General features: G+C 68.3%; 19 protein-coding genes. 9 read left to right on the plus strand and 10 right to left on the minus strand.

Annotation, left to right across the window (positions count from 1 at the left end; all coding sequences use genetic code 11):
• Window positions 1-7 precede the first annotated feature (7 nt).
• Entirely contained in the window at window positions 8-430 is a 423-nt protein-coding gene (locus PSEK12I1_RS0102230; RefSeq protein WP_007160221.1) for a hypothetical protein, read from the minus strand.
• Here PSEK12I1_RS0102230 and PSEK12I1_RS0102235 point away from each other — a divergent pair.
• Window positions 429-1,553 (plus strand): aminopeptidase, encoded by a 1,125-nt coding sequence (locus PSEK12I1_RS0102235; RefSeq protein ID WP_081737521.1) that lies wholly within the window; start codon window positions 429-431, stop codon window positions 1,551-1,553. The genes PSEK12I1_RS0102230 and PSEK12I1_RS0102235 overlap by 2 nt on opposite strands.
• Here PSEK12I1_RS0102235 and PSEK12I1_RS0102240 read toward each other — a convergent pair.
• Both PSEK12I1_RS0102240 and PSEK12I1_RS0102245 read right to left on the minus strand, forming a co-directional pair.
• Window positions 1,550-2,896: an MFS transporter gene (locus PSEK12I1_RS0102240; protein WP_027600562.1), complete on the minus strand. Its 1,347-nt coding sequence runs from the start codon at window positions 2,894-2,896 to the stop codon at window positions 1,550-1,552. The two genes, PSEK12I1_RS0102235 and PSEK12I1_RS0102240, sit on opposite strands and share 4 nt — an antisense overlap.
• Window positions 2,893-3,687 (minus strand): siderophore-interacting protein, encoded by a 795-nt coding sequence (locus tag PSEK12I1_RS0102245; RefSeq protein ID WP_081737520.1) that lies wholly within the window; start codon window positions 3,685-3,687, stop codon window positions 2,893-2,895. Before PSEK12I1_RS0102245 ends, PSEK12I1_RS0102240 begins: the two co-directional genes overlap by 4 nt.
• Before the next feature lie 54 nt (window positions 3,688-3,741).
• Here PSEK12I1_RS0102245 and PSEK12I1_RS0102250 point away from each other — a divergent pair, with 54 nt between their 5' ends.
• From PSEK12I1_RS0102250 to PSEK12I1_RS0102260, 3 genes are all read left to right on the plus strand, one after another.
• Window positions 3,742-4,158: a MarR family winged helix-turn-helix transcriptional regulator gene (locus PSEK12I1_RS0102250; RefSeq protein ID WP_027597291.1), complete on the plus strand. Its 417-nt coding sequence runs from the start codon at window positions 3,742-3,744 to the stop codon at window positions 4,156-4,158.
• A gap of 65 nt (window positions 4,159-4,223) precedes the next feature.
• Window positions 4,224-4,457 (plus strand): hypothetical protein, encoded by a 234-nt coding sequence (locus PSEK12I1_RS0102255; RefSeq protein WP_007160226.1) that lies wholly within the window; start codon window positions 4,224-4,226, stop codon window positions 4,455-4,457.
• A gap of 163 nt (window positions 4,458-4,620) precedes the next feature.
• Entirely contained in the window at window positions 4,621-4,893 is a 273-nt protein-coding gene (locus tag PSEK12I1_RS0102260) for a hypothetical protein (protein WP_027600565.1), read from the plus strand.
• Here the strand turns inward: PSEK12I1_RS0102260 and PSEK12I1_RS24885 are convergent.
• Window positions 4,890-5,018 carry a hypothetical protein gene (locus tag PSEK12I1_RS24885; protein WP_007160228.1) on the minus strand — a complete coding sequence of 43 codons (129 nt, stop codon included), beginning with the start codon at window positions 5,016-5,018 and terminating at the stop codon, window positions 4,890-4,892. The two genes, PSEK12I1_RS0102260 and PSEK12I1_RS24885, sit on opposite strands and share 4 nt — an antisense overlap.
• A gap of 114 nt (window positions 5,019-5,132) precedes the next feature.
• Window positions 5,133-5,561 (minus strand): OsmC family protein, encoded by a 429-nt coding sequence (locus tag PSEK12I1_RS0102270; RefSeq protein ID WP_007160229.1) that lies wholly within the window; start codon window positions 5,559-5,561, stop codon window positions 5,133-5,135.
• A gap of 118 nt (window positions 5,562-5,679) precedes the next feature.
• Between PSEK12I1_RS0102270 and PSEK12I1_RS0102275 the strand changes: the two genes are divergently transcribed.
• Window positions 5,680-6,660 (plus strand): aldo/keto reductase, encoded by a 981-nt coding sequence (locus tag PSEK12I1_RS0102275; RefSeq protein ID WP_007160230.1) that lies wholly within the window; start codon window positions 5,680-5,682, stop codon window positions 6,658-6,660.
• 262 nt (window positions 6,661-6,922) lie between these two features.
• On the opposite strand, the gene PSEK12I1_RS0102280 is transcribed toward PSEK12I1_RS0102275, so the two are convergent.
• Window positions 6,923-7,525 (minus strand): NAD(P)H-dependent oxidoreductase, encoded by a 603-nt coding sequence (locus tag PSEK12I1_RS0102280; RefSeq protein WP_027597294.1) that lies wholly within the window; start codon window positions 7,523-7,525, stop codon window positions 6,923-6,925.
• A gap of 111 nt (window positions 7,526-7,636) precedes the next feature.
• Here PSEK12I1_RS0102280 and PSEK12I1_RS0102285 point away from each other — a divergent pair, with 111 nt between their 5' ends.
• Window positions 7,637-8,545 carry a LysR family transcriptional regulator gene (locus PSEK12I1_RS0102285; protein WP_027600566.1) on the plus strand — a complete coding sequence of 303 codons (909 nt, stop codon included), beginning with the start codon at window positions 7,637-7,639 and terminating at the stop codon, window positions 8,543-8,545.
• Here the strand turns inward: PSEK12I1_RS0102285 and PSEK12I1_RS0102290 are convergent.
• The 3 genes from PSEK12I1_RS0102290 to PSEK12I1_RS0102300 form a co-directional block, all read right to left on the minus strand.
• The gene (locus PSEK12I1_RS0102290; RefSeq protein ID WP_027597298.1) at window positions 8,542-9,126 is read right to left on the minus strand and encodes a LysE family translocator; all 585 of its coding nucleotides are present in this window, start codon (window positions 9,124-9,126) and stop codon (window positions 8,542-8,544) included. The genes PSEK12I1_RS0102285 and PSEK12I1_RS0102290 overlap by 4 nt on opposite strands.
• 47 nt (window positions 9,127-9,173) lie before the next feature.
• On the minus strand, window positions 9,174-10,013 hold the full coding sequence (locus tag PSEK12I1_RS0102295; RefSeq protein ID WP_027600567.1) for an AraC family transcriptional regulator: 840 nt from the start codon (window positions 10,011-10,013) through the stop codon (window positions 9,174-9,176).
• 74 nt (window positions 10,014-10,087) lie between these two features.
• A complete protein-coding gene (locus tag PSEK12I1_RS0102300; protein ID WP_027600568.1) occupies window positions 10,088-10,984 on the minus strand; it encodes a LysR family transcriptional regulator in 897 nt (298 codons plus the stop codon).
• A gap of 105 nt (window positions 10,985-11,089) precedes the next feature.
• On the opposite strand from PSEK12I1_RS0102300, the gene PSEK12I1_RS0102305 reads away from it, so the two are divergent.
• From PSEK12I1_RS0102305 to PSEK12I1_RS0102315, 3 genes are all read left to right on the plus strand, one after another.
• Window positions 11,090-12,175 carry a tartrate dehydrogenase gene (locus tag PSEK12I1_RS0102305; RefSeq protein WP_027600569.1) on the plus strand — a complete coding sequence of 362 codons (1,086 nt, stop codon included), beginning with the start codon at window positions 11,090-11,092 and terminating at the stop codon, window positions 12,173-12,175.
• 1 nt (window position 12,176) lies between these two features.
• A complete protein-coding gene (locus PSEK12I1_RS0102310; RefSeq protein ID WP_027600570.1) occupies window positions 12,177-13,055 on the plus strand; it encodes an alpha/beta fold hydrolase in 879 nt (292 codons plus the stop codon).
• 104 nt (window positions 13,056-13,159) lie between these two features.
• On the plus strand, window positions 13,160-13,951 hold the full coding sequence (locus PSEK12I1_RS0102315) for a phosphatase PAP2 family protein (RefSeq protein ID WP_027600571.1): 792 nt from the start codon (window positions 13,160-13,162) through the stop codon (window positions 13,949-13,951).
• 6 nt (window positions 13,952-13,957) lie between these two features.
• On the opposite strand, the gene PSEK12I1_RS0102320 is transcribed toward PSEK12I1_RS0102315, so the two are convergent.
• Window positions 13,958-14,209, minus strand: coding sequence for a hypothetical protein (locus tag PSEK12I1_RS0102320; RefSeq protein ID WP_007160239.1), 252 nt, complete (start codon window positions 14,207-14,209; stop codon window positions 13,958-13,960).
• Between the last annotated feature and the right edge of the window lie 181 nt (window positions 14,210-14,390).

The raw sequence follows: 14,390 nt of genomic DNA on the forward strand, positions 1-14,390 counted from the left end.
GCCGAGTCTACACGTCGCCGCAACGACTGGCAGTGCTACGCGCCACTTCCTGGTTGCGCTCGTCATAGAGGCGCGCCCAGGGCCGCCAGCCGGTCTGGCCGGCTTCCAGGCGATAGCGCTCGCCCGCGGCGAAGGCCTTGTAGTTGAGGGTCACCAGGCAGGTGCGCGCCAGCGGATCGGCCACCTGGGCGCCGATGTTGGTGGGCTGCACCTCGAACTGGTAGCGTACCTGCAGATCGTGGCTCCCTGGCCAGACCTGGAAGTAGCGCCTGTCTTCGAGATCCTTACGGTCGGCGCGCAGGGCTTCCAGCTTGGCCTTGCCGTCGCTGTCCAGATCGATCCAGGCCTGCGCCGGATCCGGCTTGGGCAACGGCCACAGGGAACAGCCACCTAGGAACAGCACAGGCAACAGCAGGCACAGTCTACGCATGACGGCTACAACTCCGGGCAGGGAAGGGCGCGCCACCCAGCCAGGCACCCTGCCTGCGCAACGCACGAGCCGCTGGCTGGCGCTGCTGTCCCTCGTGATCGGACTGAGCGGTTGTACCTCGGTCGGGTACTACGGTCAGATGGTACAGGGCCAATGGGCGCTGATCCGTGATCGCGAGCCCATTGCGACGGTCGTCGCAGATCCCGCGCGACCCGCCGTCCTGCGCGAACGCCTGGCTGCCGCGGCGGCGGCCCGCCGCTTCGCCAGCGCCGAGCTGGCCTTGCCCGACAACGCCAGCTATCGCAGTTTCGTCGAACTCAAGCGGCCCTTCGTGCTGTGGAACGTCTTCGCCACCGCCGAATTCTCCACCCGGCCCACCACCCACTGCTTTCCCATCGCCGGTTGCGTGGCCTATCGCGGCTACTACCAGGAAGCCCGGGCGCGGGCCGAGGCGCAGCGGCTGCAGGCCGAGGGCCAGGACACCTATGTCGGCGGCGTGCCGGCCTATTCGACGCTGGGCTGGTTCAGCGACCCGCTGCTCAGCAGCATGCTGCGCTGGGACGACGATCAGGTGGCGGCGACGATCTTCCACGAGCTGGCGCACCAGCGCTTCTATCTGCCCGGCGATACCGCCTTCAACGAGTCCTATGCCACCTTCGTCGAGGGCGAAGGCCTGCGGCAATGGCGCGCCAGGCGCGGTCTACCCCCGCCGGATGCGGGGCGCGAAGCCCGCTACCAGCAATTCCGCGCCCTGCTGCTGACCACCCGCGCCGACCTGGCCCGGCTCTATGCCCAGCCATTGGCGGCCGAGGCCAAGCGCGCGGCCAAGGCCCGCCGCTTCGCGCAGTTGCGCAGCGATTACCAGCGGCTGCGCGCCACCCCGGCCTGGCGGGACGACCGCCGCTTCGATGGCTGGATGCAGCAGCCGCTCAACAATGCGCGGCTGGTGCCCTATGGCCTGTACGAACAGTGGGTGCCGGCCTTTGCCGCCCTTTATCGACAGCACCCGGGCAACTGGCCGGCCTTCTTTCATCGGGTCCGGCTGCTGGGCGAGCGCCCGGCGGTCGAGCGCGAGCAGGCGCTCAGGGCGCTGCTCGGGCCGGAGACAGGCCCCCAGTCCTAGCGCGGTGCCCGCCAGTTGGACCAGGCGGCGACCAGACCCAGAGCAGCCGCCAGAGCCAGTCCCAGCCGCGGGGCCAGGCTGCCATCCAGATGCAGCAGCAGCGCCAGGGCCGCGGCGCCCAGGGCCATGCCGGTCTGCCGCGCCGTGGCCTGGACACCGCCGGTGGCGCCGTTGCGACCGGCCGGGGCGGCGGTCAGCATGATCCTGTTGTTGGGTACCTGAAAGAAGCCGAAGCCGATGCCGCCGAGGATCAGGCAGGGGATCAGCAGGGCGGTCGAGCGCTCCAGCGGCATCACCGCGGCGGCTGCCAGACCCAGGGCGATACCCAGGCCGCCGAGCATGCAAAGGCGCTGCGGCGGGTGGCGGTCGGCCAGGCGCCCGGCCACCTGCGCCGAGACGGCCACGGTGAGCGGCCAGGCCAGCATCAGCAGGGCCACCTGCAAGGGCACCAGTCCGAGCTGGTGCTGCAGATAGAAGGGCAGGGCGAGAAAGCAGAGCATCTGCGCGGCAAAGGAGCAGACCGAGGCCAGCACCGAGTGGCGCATGGCCGGCAGCCCCAGCAGATCGACCGGCAACAGCGGCGCCGGCAGACCGCGCTCGCGGCGCACCAGCAGCACCAGGCTGGCGGCGGCCAGCAGCAGCAGACCCACGCCCTGCAGCGGCGCAGCGCCGAGGCGCTCCAGACCGCCGATACCGGCGCAGAACAGCAGGGCGTTGAGCAGCACGCTGAGGGGATCGAGGCGGCGCTGTGCACGGGGGCTGTCGGGCAGGTTACGCACCAGCAGCGCGATCAGCACCGCCACGGGCACATTGACGGCGAACAGCCAGGGCCAGCCACCCAGGGCCAGGATGGCGGCGCCCAGGCTGGGTGCGGCAGCCGACCCCAGGGCCACGCAGAGGGCATTGATGGCGATGCCACGCCCGAGGCGGTCGCGGGGATAGGAGAGGCGGACGATACCGGCGCTGACGCACATGATGGCGGCGGCGCCCACCCCCTGCAGCGCCCGCGCAGCCACCAGGCTGGCGAGATCCGGCGCCAGGGCGCAGCCCAGGGAGGCCAGGCCGAAGATCCCGACCCCGGCGGCGAAGACCGGCCGCAGACCGTGACGCTCGGCCACCGCGGCCAGGGGAAACAGCAGGGCCACCAGACTCAGCTGATAGGCGCTGACGATCCAGACCGCCGCCGCCGCCGAGACGTCCAGGGCCTCGGCGATGCTGGGCAGCGCCAGGTTGGCGATACCGCTGTCCAGCACCGTCATGCTGATGGCCAGCAGCAGGGCGGCCACGGCGCGATAGCGGCGGGGCAGGGGCAGGCCGTCGGTGACGGCGGTGGCGGTGCTCAATCCTCGACCTTCACGTGCTGGTCGCTCTCGCCGAGCTTCCAGTAGCCGGCCGCCTTGACCCAGTCCCGCGGCAGTCCCTTGGCCAACAGCGCCTGGCGCGCGGCGCGGGCTTGGGTGGCCTCGCCGGCGATCCAGGCATAGCCTTCGCCTGCCGGCAGCTCCAGCTGCTCCAGGGCCTGCACCAGGGCCTCGGCCGCGGTCTCGCGATAGACCCAGCGGATCTCGGCGGCCGCGGCCGTCGGCAGGGCGATTTCCAGGCTCGGACGGGCCACTTCGGCAACGACTACTACCCGGACGCCGGCTGCCAGCTGCTCCAGGCGGCGAGCGATGGCGGGCAGGGCGGTCTCGTCGCCGGCCAGCAGGTACCAGTCGAAATCCTCGGGCGGCACCAGAGCGCCCTTGGGTCCACCGATGATCAGCTCGGCACCCGGCTGCGCCTGGCGCGCCCAGGTGGTCAGCACCCCGGCTTCATGCAGGTAGAAGTCGATGGCCAGTTCGCCACGGGCGGCATCGTAGTGGCGCGGCGTGTAGTGACGGCCCACCAGCTGTTCGGGGCTGGCGGCGCGAATCGGCGTGGTGTCGGCGGGGACGAAGAGTTTCACGTGCTCGTCGAAGGCCGCGCTCTGGAAATCGGCCAGGTCGCTGCCGCCAAAGGTCAGGCGCAGCAGGTCGCCACCGAGTTCTTCGCGGCGGACGACGGTTGCCCAGCGACGCTTGAGGTCGAAGCGCACGCGCTGGAAAAGGTGAGGGGCACTGGCATCGCCCTCGCGGCTGTGAAAAGATGTCGCCATTGCGGAGGTACCATTCATTGAGGTTCCTCACTATATTCGAGGTAAGCAGCTTTCATGTCAACCGCCGCCGCCATTGCCGAAGCCCTGATGGATCTGAAACGGCAGATGCGCCAACAACTGGATGAGACCCTCAAGGCCTCCGGACTTTCCTTTGCCCGCTACAAGGTGCTCAAGGTGCTGGAACGCCTGGGCCCCTGTCGTCCGGGCGAGGTCGCCGAACAGCTGCGCCATGCGCCGCGCACCCTGACCGATGCCTTCGATGCCCTGGAACGCGACGGCCTGGTCCGGCGCGAGCCCCATCCCCAGGATCGCCGGGCGCTGCTGGTCCATCTCACGGAGCAGGGTCGCCAGGCGCTGGATCAGGCCCAGGTGCCGCGCACCCAGGCCCTGGAAGCGGTCTTCGCGCCGCTGGACGCCACCGAGCAGGCGCAGTTGCTGGCCTATCTGGAGCGGGTGCGGATCCGCAATTGAGCGGCGGGCGAACTCCGCAGCGGTCGTCGCGCTCGAAAGAAGGACCCTACCGAGGAGAGCCCTTCATGAGCGACCAGCGTTCCGATGCCCATCTGGGCAAGACCCCACCCAACGAACCCGCGCTCGATGAAGCCGGACGGCCGGTGGACGTGGTGAAAAAGGACATGGAACAGCCGGAATCGACGCCGACCGATGGCATCGACAAGGTCATCACGCCCACCGATATCAAGACCAAGGAGCAGGAAGCCGAGGAGATCAGGCGCAAGACCGCCGAGGTCGAGCGCAAGCTGGAACGCTGATGCTCCACGTGGAACCTCGGGCCAGCCGGGGCTGCCACGCGCCAGCGGCCCTGGCCGGTCATAGTCCGTACCAGGGCCCGTCATAGCGATTTTGAACGGGTCAAACGCAGGTGGGTGCTTTAGCCTGGACGCGGATCATCTCCCTTCAGCGTGAAAAGCACTCTTGGACCCGATCACCTTCATCGAGCAACTCGCCCGCGAGGGCTTCCAGCCGCCGGTACTGGTCGAGCGCGAGGCCCTGGGCCGCCTGGACTCCCATGCTCATCCCTTCGAAGCCAAGGCGCTGGTCGTCCAGGGCGACTTGCACATCCGCACGGCCACGGGCGAGCGCCACTATGGCGTTGGCGAGGTCTTCCACCAGGCCGCCCAGGAGCCGCATTCGGAGCGCTTCGGTGCCGAGGGCGTGCGCTATCTGGCAGGTCGGCGCCTGGCCTAGCCTTCGCTGTCGTTCTTCTCGATGTCCTTGCGCTGGCGATTGAGGATCACGCAGCCGTAGATGCCGCCGCCCAGCAGCAACACGGCGAGGATGGAAAAGAGGGTCATGAAGAGGGAGTCGTTCATCGTGCTCTCCGAAAGCGTGGTCGGAGCAGTCTAGCGATTCGGCCTGTCGCTGCGAACGGCCTTTATGACGCGGTGTTGCCGATGCCAGGCGGCACCGGCAGGCACCTCAAACCCTTAGCCTTCGAGCGTGGCGTTCAGGTTGATCTTGGCGCCCTTGAGCACCTTGGACACCGGGCAGCCTTCCTTCGCCTGGTTGGCGATGGTGGTGAACTGCTCTTGGGTGGCACCGGGGATCTTGGCCTTCATGGTCAGATCGATGGTGGTGATCTCGAAGCCGTCGCCGACCTTGTCCAGGGTCACGTCGGCCTTGGTCTCGATGCGCTCGGGGGTCAGACCGTTCTGGCCCAGCAGCATGGAAAAGGCCATGGAGAAGCAACCGGCATGGGCCGCGCCGATCAGTTCCTCGGGATTGGTGCCCGGGGTGTCTTCGAAACGGGTGTTGAAGCCGTAGGCATTGTCCTTGAGCGCGCCGCTCTCGGTGGAGATATGGCCCTTGCCATCCTTCAGACCGCCTTGCCAGACCGCGGAAGCATATTTCTTCATGGAGCGTCTCCGGTTGTGGATGAGAATTCATCTAGAACCAGACGGCAGCCGGTAAGTTCGTTGCAGTCGATCCGGGACCCACGTGGTCAACCCTTTTCGACCATCCCTGGAGGCCCCCATGAACTATCGCAATCTAGGCCGCACCGGTCTGAAGATCTCGCCCCTCTGCCTCGGCTGCATGACCTATGGCGTCCCCGAGCGCGGCAATCACCCCTGGACCCTGCCGGAAGACCAGAGCCAGCCGCTGCTGAAGAAGGCGCTGGATCTCGGGATCAACTTCTTCGACACCGCCAACAGCTACTCCGACGGCACCAGCGAAGAGATCGTCGGCCGCTTTCTCAAGGCCAACGCCGTGCGCGAGGAGATCGTGCTGGCGACCAAGGTGTACTTCCCGCTGCGCGACAAGCCCAATGTCGGCGGCCTGTCGCGCAAGGCCATCTTCGCCGCCATCGACGCCAGCCTGCAGCGGCTGGGCACCGACTATGTCGACCTCTACCAGATCCACCGCTGGGACTATCACACCCCCATCGAGGAGACCCTCGAAGCCCTGCATGACGTGGTCAAGGCGGGCAAGGCGCTGCACATCGGTGCGAGCAGCATGTATGCCTGGCAATTCGCCAAGGCGCTGCACACGGCGGAACGCCATGGCTGGACAAAATTCGCCACCATGCAGAACCACCTCAATCTGCTCAATCGCGAAGAGGAGCGGGAGATGCTGCCGCTGTGCCGCGACGCCGGCATCGGCGTGATCCCCTGGAGTCCGCTGGCCCGCGGCCGCCTGACCCGCGACTGGGACGCCAGCACCGCGCGCACCGAAAGCGACGCCTTCGGCAAGACGCTCTATACCGCCAGTGAGGAATCCGATCGGCAGATCGTCGCCGCCGTAGCGCGCATCGCCGAAGCCCGTGGCGTACCTCGTGCCCAGGTGGCCCTGGCCTGGCTGCTGCAGAAGCCAGGGATCGACGCACCCATCGTCGGGGCGTCCAAGCCGCAGCATCTGGAGGATGCGGTGGCGGCGCTGGAGCTGCGCCTGAGCGAAGAAGAGATCGGTGCCCTGGAAGCGCCCTATGTGCCGCATCCGGTGGTGGGGTTCAGCTAAATACGCGAGCAGCCCTCACCCCGGCCCTCTCCCAGAGGGAGAGGGGGAAGACCGGGATGGCGCGAGGAATGAGTTCCGGCGCTCAAGCTGTCACGAAGCTTGATCTCTGGGCTCTAGCTCCCCTCTCCCTCGGGGAGAGGGGCCGGGGGTGAGGTCCCCTTCACTCCGACCTCGACTTTTCAGATTGCCCCTGCCCACGCGCGAGGAGTCGCTAGCTCTCCTCTCCCCGAGGGAGAGGAGCCGTGGGTGAGGGCGACCGGATTCAGGCGAACTGCTCGGCGATCTGGCGTTCGGCGCTGGCCAGGGCCGCGCTCTTGGCTTCGTCGCCATAGGCCAGGCCTTCGGCATACACGGTCTGAACATCGGTGATGCCGAGAAAGCTCAAAACCAGCTTCAGATAGTCCGCATGGGCCAGTCCAGTCGGCTTGCCGGCATGGATGCCGCCCGCGGTAGCGACGATGATCGCCTTCTTGCCTTCACAGAGACCCACCGGACCGGCTTCGCTGTAGCGGAAGGTGGTGCCGGCCACGGTGATGCGGTCGATCCAGGCCTTGAGCTGGGTCGGGATGGTGAAGTTGTACATGGGCGCGCCCAGTACCAGGACATCGGCGGCGAGGAATTCCTGCAGGGCGCGGGCGTTGCGCTCGGCTTCGTCGCGCTGTTCGGCGCTGCGCTGCTCGGCCGGGGTAGCGCCGGCGGTCAGGCTGGCGGCGGAGAAGTCGCCCAGGGCATCGTGGGCGAGGTCATGGTAGCTGACCTCCAGTCCGGGCGTAGCGGCCTTGAGGGCGGCGACCACCTTGGCGGTCAGGGCACGGGAGGCGGAGTGATCACCGAGGATGCTGGAATCGATGTGCAAGAGTTTCATGTGCGGTAGTCCTGTAGGGTTCGACGCGATGAGCCCAGACTACCGATAAGACGATCGGCTGATTAGTCGCCTAGAATGCGATGCTTCGTCCCATGGATAGGACAATCGTCCATGCAAGACCTCAATGATCTCGCCTACTTCGCCAAGGTGGTGGAAGCCGGTGGCTTCGCAGCCGCCGGGCGGCTGCTGGGCATTCCCAAGTCGCGGCTGTCCCGGCGCATCGCCGAGCTGGAGACGCGCCTGGGCGCGCGGCTGCTGCAGCGCACCACCCGTACCCTGACCCTGACCACCCTTGGCGAGCGCTACCTAGTGCACTGCCAGGCGCTGCTGCGCGAGGCGGAGAGCGCCGCCGAGACGGCGGCCAGCCTGTCCAGCGAACCGCGCGGCCCGCTGCGGGTGTCCTGCCCGGTGGCGCTGGCGCAGGATTACCTGCCCGACGTCGTCACCCGCTTCCTGCAGCGCTATCCCCAGGTGCAGCTGGAGATGGTGCTGGTCAATCGGCGGGTGGACGTGGTCAACGAGGGTCTCGACGTGGCCCTGCGGGTAAGGGACGTCGACGACGTGGAACCGGGGCTGATCGTGCGCCGCCTGCGCCAGGCCTCCGGGGTGCTGGTGGCCGCACCCGACTTTCTCGTCGGTCGCCAGCTGGATGCACCGGAGGCCCTGCTGGGGGTCCCGCTGCTCGGCGCCCTGGAACTGGATCGCCGGGTGCACCTGCGCATGGTCGGCCCCAACGGCCAGCGCCGTGAGCTGGTGCTGGAAGCCCGGCTGGGCATCGATGACTTTAGCGTACGCAAGACCGCCGCCCTGGCGGGCCTCGGCTACACGATGCTGCCGCTGCTCTATTGCGAGGCCGAACTGGCCGAGGGTCGCTTGCAGCGCCTGCTGCCGGACTGGTCGCTGCCCGGTGGTCACCTGCAGGCCGCCTATGCCCACAGACGCGGTCAGCTGCCGGCGGTACGCGCCTGGCTGGAGCACCTGGAGGACAGCTTCCGCGATCAGGGCGGGATGCCGGTCTAGACCACCGTCGCCCAGGCCGAGGCGAGCAGCAGCGCCGCCATCCCCAGGTTGAAGCCGCGCCAGGCGCGGGTCGATTTCAGGCCATGCGCCGCGACCCGGCCGAGCAGGGCCCAGAGGCCCAGGCAGGGTACGGACACCAGCAGGAACACCAGGGCCAGCACCAGCACCTGGTGCCAGAGATCGGCACCGGGTTCGGCATAGACGGTCACCACCGCCAGCGCCATGCTCCAGCTCTTGGGGTTGAGCACCTGCAATCCGGCGGTGCCGCCGAAACCCAGGCGGGCACTGTCGTCCGCCACCGCGGGCGCCCCGGCGCGGGCCAGTTGCCAGGCCAGCCAGCTCAGCCAGAGCACCCCGGCCCAGGCCAGGGCGCGCTGCCAGTCGGGGTGTTGCGCCAGGGTCTGGCCGAGTCCGAAACCCACCACCAGCACCAGGGCCACCGCGCCCAGGCTGCCGCCCAGCACCAGCGGCAGGCTGGCCCGGGCGCCATGGCGCGCGCTGTGGCCGAGGATGAGCACATTGGTCGGCCCCGGGGTGATGGAGGCGACCAGGGCGAACAGCAGAAAGGGCAGCAGGGACATGGGGGACTCCCGAGAGGACTGAGCCACCAGGGTCGCAAGCCTTGCCGCTAGCGGTCTGGAAGATTCGAGCAGCGCGCGCGATAGGCCGCCGGGGTCAGGCCATAGGCGCGGCGGAACCAGCGCCCCAGGTGACTCTGGTCGGCGAAGCCCAGGGCGGCCGCGGTCTCCGCCGGCGACAGGCCGTCGGCCAGCAGGCGGCGTGCACGCGACAGGCGCAGCTGTACCAGATAGGCATGGGGCGCCAGGCCGAAGGCGGCCTTGAAGGCGCGGGTCAGGCGGAATCTGTCCACCCCGGCGGCCCGGGCCAGCTCCTCAAGGCCGATGTCTTCATGGTGATGGGCATGCAGGAAGTCGCGAGCGCGCAGGGCCACCTGGGGCAGCCGCGGATCGCCGGCCTGGGGCGCGCGCCATTGCAGTTGCGGCAGGAGGCGCAGTAGCAGGGCGTCCAGCGCGCTCTGGCGGACGATGCGCAATTCCGGACGACTCAGGACCTCATGGGCCCAGGCCACGGCGCGATGCAGCTCGGCCTGCGCCACCAGGGTCCGGGCGAAGCCGGGTTCGCCCAGGGGTCGGCCGTCGCCATGCAAGCCCTGCAGCTCGCGCGCCAGCCACTGGGGATCGAGATAGAGCATGGAATAGGTGAAGCCCTCGGCTTCCGGCGCCTGGCCGTCGTGCAGTTCGCCGGGCTCCAGCAGAAAGACCTGGCCGGGGGTGCTCAGGTGGCGCTGGCCGCGGCAGTGGAATTGCTGCAGGCCCTGCTCGGTGTAGCCCACCAGATAGGCGTCGTGCCAGTGCGGGTCATAGGCATGGCCCTCGAAATGGGCGCGCAGGGTCTCGATGCCGGTCTCGGCGTCCTGCTGCAGCTGGATCCAGTGATCGTCGGCCATGGCGAGAGAAGGGGGCTTTCGGGCCTTTCAGTCTAGTTACTGACCTGATGTCGGTCTGGAAGATTCGTGCAGCCCTAGCGTCCCAACCGCGCGGGCAGCTCCCGTGCCAGGTGGCGGATCAGTTCCGACAATCGGCGCGGCACGTGGCGCTGCTGGCGGTGCACCGCATAGATGGCCGCCGCCGATGCCTCGTGATCGGTCAGCAGCGGCACCAGGGCGCCGCTGGCGATCAGCTCGGCCACGTCCCATTCCGATCTCAGGATCAGCCCGTGGCCCTCCAGCGCCAGACGCACCACCACCTCGCCATCGTTGCTGCTCAGGCTGCCGCGGACCTTCTGGGCGAAATGCTGGCCGCCCTTGGTGAAGCGCCAGACGGCGTAGTCGCCGGCGTCCTGGCGCAGCACCAGGCAGTTGTGGTGCGCCAGGTCGGCCACGCTTTCCGGCACGCCGGCCCGGGCCAGGTAGCTGGGGGCGGCGCAGAGCAGGCGGCGGTTGTCCAGCAGGCGATGGGCGATGACCCGGGCGTCCGGCGGCTCGCCGACGCGGATGTCCAGGTCGAAGGGGCCGTCCAGCAGATTCACCGGATGACTGGAAAGGTGCAGGTTGAGCTCCAGCTCGGGATGACGGCGGGCGAAGTCCGACAGCAACGGCGCCAGGTGGCGGCGGCCAAAGCCAAAGGTGGCGTTGAGATTGAGCGTGCCACTCAGGGGCGCATCGGGTCGGCCAACCGCGGCCTCGAGATCCTCCAGCTGAGTCAGCAGCGGACGGGCGCCTTCCAGATAGCGCAGGCCTTCCGGGGTCAGGTCCAGGCGTCGCGTGGTGCGGCGGATCAGCTGCACGCCCAGCCGGCGCTCCAGGGCGGTGAGTCTCTTGCTGACGGCCGCCAGCGACAGGCCCAGTTCCCGGGCGGCGGCGGTCAGGCTGGGGTGGCCAGCCAGGCGGACAAAGAAGGCGAGGTCATCGGCGGACAAGATTCTTGATCCCAGGTTAAGAATGGCTTTCCGTGTGGCGGGATTGTACGCCCCTGGCGCAGGACTACACTGGGTCCATCTCACCCAGACTGCCGGAGAACGTCCATGCAAGCGTCCAAGCCCCACAAGATCGCGGTCATCGCCGGAGACGGCATCGGCAAGGAAGTCATGCCCGAAGGCATCCGCGTGCTGGACGCCGCCGCTCGCCGCTTCGGACTCTCGCTGCAGTGGGACCACTTCGACTTCGCCAGCGCCGAGTACTACCAGGCCCATGGCAAGATGTTGCCGGACGACTGGTTCGAGACCCTCAAGGACTACGACGCCCTCTATTTCGGCGCCGTCGGCTGGCCGGACGTGGTGCCCGACCACATCTCCCTCTGGGGCTCGCTGCTGCAATTCCGCCGTCGTTTCGACCAGTACGTCAACCTGCGGCCCTGCCGGCTGATGCCCGGAGTCAAGGCGCCTCTGGCCAACCGCCAGCCGGGCGATATCGACTTCTATGTGGTGCGCGAGAACACCGAGGGCGAGTACTCCAGCGTCGGCGGCATCATGTTCGAGGGCACCGAGCGCGAGGTGGTGATCCAGGAAACGGTGATGACCCGTCACGGCACCGACCGCATCCTCAAGTTCGCCTTCGACCTGGCCCAGCAGCGGCCGCGCAAGAAGCTGACCTCGGCCACCAAATCCAACGGCATCGCCATCACCATGCCCTGGTGGGACAAGCGCGTGGAAGAGATGGGCAAGGCCTATCCGGACGTGGCGGTGGACAAGTTCCACATCGACATCCTCACCGCCAACTTCGTCCTGCACCCGGACTGGTTCGACGTGGTGGTGGCCAGCAACCTGTTCGGCGACATCCTCTCCGACCTGGGCCCGGCCTGTACCGGCACCATCGGCATCGCGCCCTCGGCCAACATCAATCCGGAACGCACCTTCCCCAGCCTGTTCGAGCCGGTACACGGCTCGGCGCCGGACATCGCCGGGCGGGGCATCGCCAATCCCATCGGCCAGATCTGGTGCGGCGCCATGATGCTGGAGCACCTCGGCCATGCCGACGCCGGCGCTGCCGTGGTGGCGGCCATCGAGGCGGTGCTGCGCCAGGGGCCCGAGCAGGCGCCCCTGACCCGCGACCTCGGCGGTCAGGGCACCACCGAAAGCCTGGGGCAGGCCATCGCCGCGGCCCTGGCCTGAAATGGAAGGCCTCTTCGTGGGATTCGAACAGCGGCGGCTGAGCGTCAACGGCGTCGAGCTCAATTGCCGCGTCGGCGGTCAGGGCCCGGCGCTGCTGCTGCTCCACGGTCATCCGCAGACACTTGTCATGTGGCACAAGGTAGCGCCGCGTCTGGCCGAGCGCTTCACCCTGGTGGCCGCCGATCTGCGCGGCTATGGCGACAGCGCCAAGCCGGAGGCGGGTGCCGAGGCGTACAGCAAGCGTACCCTGGCGCGGGACAACGTCGAGCTGATGCGCCGGCTGGGCCATGAGCGCTTCGCCGTGCTGGCCCACGACCGCGGCGCCCGGGTCGCCCATCGCCTGGCGCTGGATCATCCCGCGGCGGTGGAGCGGCTGCTGCTGCTGGACATCGCGCCGACCCTGGCCATGTATCGGCAGACCGACGAGGCCTTCGCCCGCGCCTACTGGCACTGGTTCTTTCTGATCCGCCCGGCGCCGCTGCCGGAGCGGTTGATCGAAGCCGATCCGGAAGGCTATCTCAAGGGCGTGATGGGTACCCGCAGCGCCGGCCTGGCGCCCTTTCCGCCGGAGGTGCTGGCCGAATACCTGCGCTGCCTGAGCCTGCCCGGCACCGCCCGTGGCATCTGCGAGGACTATCGCGCCAGCGCCGGGATCGACCTGGCGCATGACCAGGCCGATCTGGATGCCGGGCGCCGGCTGGAATTGCCGCTGCGCATACTCTGGGGTGCGGAAGGCACCGTGGGGCGCTGCTTCGATCCCCTCGCCGAATGGCGCCAGGTGGCCACCCAGGTCAGCGGCCGCGCCTTGCCGGGCGGGCATTACCTGGCGGAAGAGCTACCGGATCTGGTGGTAGAGGAAGCCCTGGCCTTCTTTGGTTGACGCGATGCCTGCAAAGGAGTGTTGCGTCATCTGGCTGTAACAAAGTGTGACGTTATCGAGGTCGAGCGGGTCTATTCGTGAAATTTTCGTGAAAAGAGACCTCGATGAACGCTCCACTCTTCGCTTCCACCTGGCAGTGGCGCCGCCTGGCGCTGTGCCAGGGACTGGCTCTGGGCCTGTTGCTGCTCTGGCTGATTCCGGGTGTGCGCAGCCAACTGCTGGCTTTCGATGCCGGGTTGTTCCATGCCCTCAACGCGCCCCTGGCCCAGTCCACCGCCTGGCTCTACCTCTGGACCTTCTTCAGCCTGAGACCGGTGGATGCCCTCGTTGGCCTGGTGCTGCTGGCGCTCCTGGTCCGTGGCGGCTGGGCCTATCCGGCCCGGCAGGTGCGCCCGGCGCTGGCGGCCTTCATCGGCCTGCTGGTGATCCTGCTGATCGTGCGAACGCTGTTGACCAAGGGCATCGAAGCCTGGGGTTTGCAGCATTCCAGTCCGTCCGACGTGCTCTCGGGCGCCTATTTGCTCAGCGATCGCTTTCCCGGACTGGAGCACGGCTGGGAGTTGAAGGACAGATCCGGCGCCAGCTTTCCCGGCGACCATGCCTCGGTGCTGCTGCTCTGGGCGCTGTTCATGGCGCATTTCACCCGCGGCGGACGCCGGCTGGTGGTGGCCGCGCTGGCCGTGCTGTTCATGCTGCCGCGCCTGGTGGCCGGCGCCCACTGGGGCTCGGATGACTATATCGGCGGTCTGGCGCTGGCCCTGGCCGTCATCAGCCTGGGCCTGCATACGCCGCTGGCGGCCATCTTCGCCCGCCAGGGTGAGCGCCTGCTGACGCCGCCGTTGCGAGGTCTGGGCCGGTTGCCGCTGCTGGGTCGGCTGAGTCTGCTGCGGCCCTAGCGCCTGCTAGCCGCGCGGCTGGGCCAGGGCTGGCAGCAATTGCTGGTCGATGGCCTGGCGCACCGCCGGCAGCAGCGCCGCGCTGCCGGACAGCAATTCCTGGATCAGTTGCCGCAGGGCCTGGGCGCGCTCCTGGTTGAGTCCCGTCACCGCCTGGCGGCAGGCCTCGTCCGCGGTGGCCGCGGGCGTCACGTTGAAACCCAGCGCACGCAGGCGGTCGCGGAAGTCGTCCTGGTCGATCAAGTCGGCGATCATCATGGTGCTGCCCTCTCCGGTGGAATGCCTGGATTCTCCCATCGGCGTCGCAGACGGCAAGCCGGGCTGGCGTCGCCGCATAGCCGGATGTCGTTTTTGGAAAGCGCCGCGCCCGCCAGCCAGGCAATGTAGGTTTATTACGACGTCATGCCCGGACAATCTGCCGCAGGGTCAATAGCGACGT

Origin of the sequence: Pseudomonas sp. MOIL14HWK12:I1, assembly GCF_000510705.1 — a bacterium.
Taxonomy (GTDB): Bacteria; Pseudomonadota; Gammaproteobacteria; order Pseudomonadales; family Pseudomonadaceae; genus Chryseomonas; species Chryseomonas oryzihabitans.

What these genes read in the sequence shown, in the direction of transcription:
- PSEK12I1_RS0102235 (WP_081737521.1), top strand. Translation starts at nt 429, where the DNA reads ATGACGGCTACAACTCCGGGCAGGGAAGGGCGCGCCACCCAGCCAGGC.
- PSEK12I1_RS0102230 (WP_007160221.1), bottom strand. Translation starts at nt 430, where the DNA reads ATGCGTAGACTGTGCCTGCTGTTGCCTGTGCTGTTCCTAGGTGGCTGT.
- PSEK12I1_RS0102245 (WP_081737520.1), bottom strand. Translation starts at nt 3,687, where the DNA reads ATGGCGACATCTTTTCACAGCCGCGAGGGCGATGCCAGTGCCCCTCAC.
- PSEK12I1_RS0102250 (WP_027597291.1), top strand. Translation starts at nt 3,742, where the DNA reads ATGTCAACCGCCGCCGCCATTGCCGAAGCCCTGATGGATCTGAAACGG.
- PSEK12I1_RS0102255 (WP_007160226.1), top strand. Translation starts at nt 4,224, where the DNA reads ATGAGCGACCAGCGTTCCGATGCCCATCTGGGCAAGACCCCACCCAAC.
- PSEK12I1_RS24885 (WP_007160228.1), bottom strand. Translation starts at nt 5,018, where the DNA reads ATGAACGACTCCCTCTTCATGACCCTCTTTTCCATCCTCGCCGTGTTG.
- PSEK12I1_RS0102270 (WP_007160229.1), bottom strand. Translation starts at nt 5,561, where the DNA reads ATGAAGAAATATGCTTCCGCGGTCTGGCAAGGCGGTCTGAAGGATGGC.
- PSEK12I1_RS0102275 (WP_007160230.1), top strand. Translation starts at nt 5,680, where the DNA reads ATGAACTATCGCAATCTAGGCCGCACCGGTCTGAAGATCTCGCCCCTC.
- PSEK12I1_RS0102280 (WP_027597294.1), bottom strand. Translation starts at nt 7,525, where the DNA reads ATGAAACTCTTGCACATCGATTCCAGCATCCTCGGTGATCACTCCGCC.
- PSEK12I1_RS0102285 (WP_027600566.1), top strand. Translation starts at nt 7,637, where the DNA reads ATGCAAGACCTCAATGATCTCGCCTACTTCGCCAAGGTGGTGGAAGCC.
- PSEK12I1_RS0102290 (WP_027597298.1), bottom strand. Translation starts at nt 9,126, where the DNA reads ATGTCCCTGCTGCCCTTTCTGCTGTTCGCCCTGGTCGCCTCCATCACC.
- PSEK12I1_RS0102295 (WP_027600567.1), bottom strand. Translation starts at nt 10,013, where the DNA reads ATGGCCGACGATCACTGGATCCAGCTGCAGCAGGACGCCGAGACCGGC.
- PSEK12I1_RS0102305 (WP_027600569.1), top strand. Translation starts at nt 11,090, where the DNA reads ATGCAAGCGTCCAAGCCCCACAAGATCGCGGTCATCGCCGGAGACGGC.
- PSEK12I1_RS0102310 (WP_027600570.1), top strand. Translation starts at nt 12,177, where the DNA reads ATGGAAGGCCTCTTCGTGGGATTCGAACAGCGGCGGCTGAGCGTCAAC.
- PSEK12I1_RS0102315 (WP_027600571.1), top strand. Translation starts at nt 13,160, where the DNA reads ATGAACGCTCCACTCTTCGCTTCCACCTGGCAGTGGCGCCGCCTGGCG.
- PSEK12I1_RS0102320 (WP_007160239.1), bottom strand. Translation starts at nt 14,209, where the DNA reads ATGATGATCGCCGACTTGATCGACCAGGACGACTTCCGCGACCGCCTG.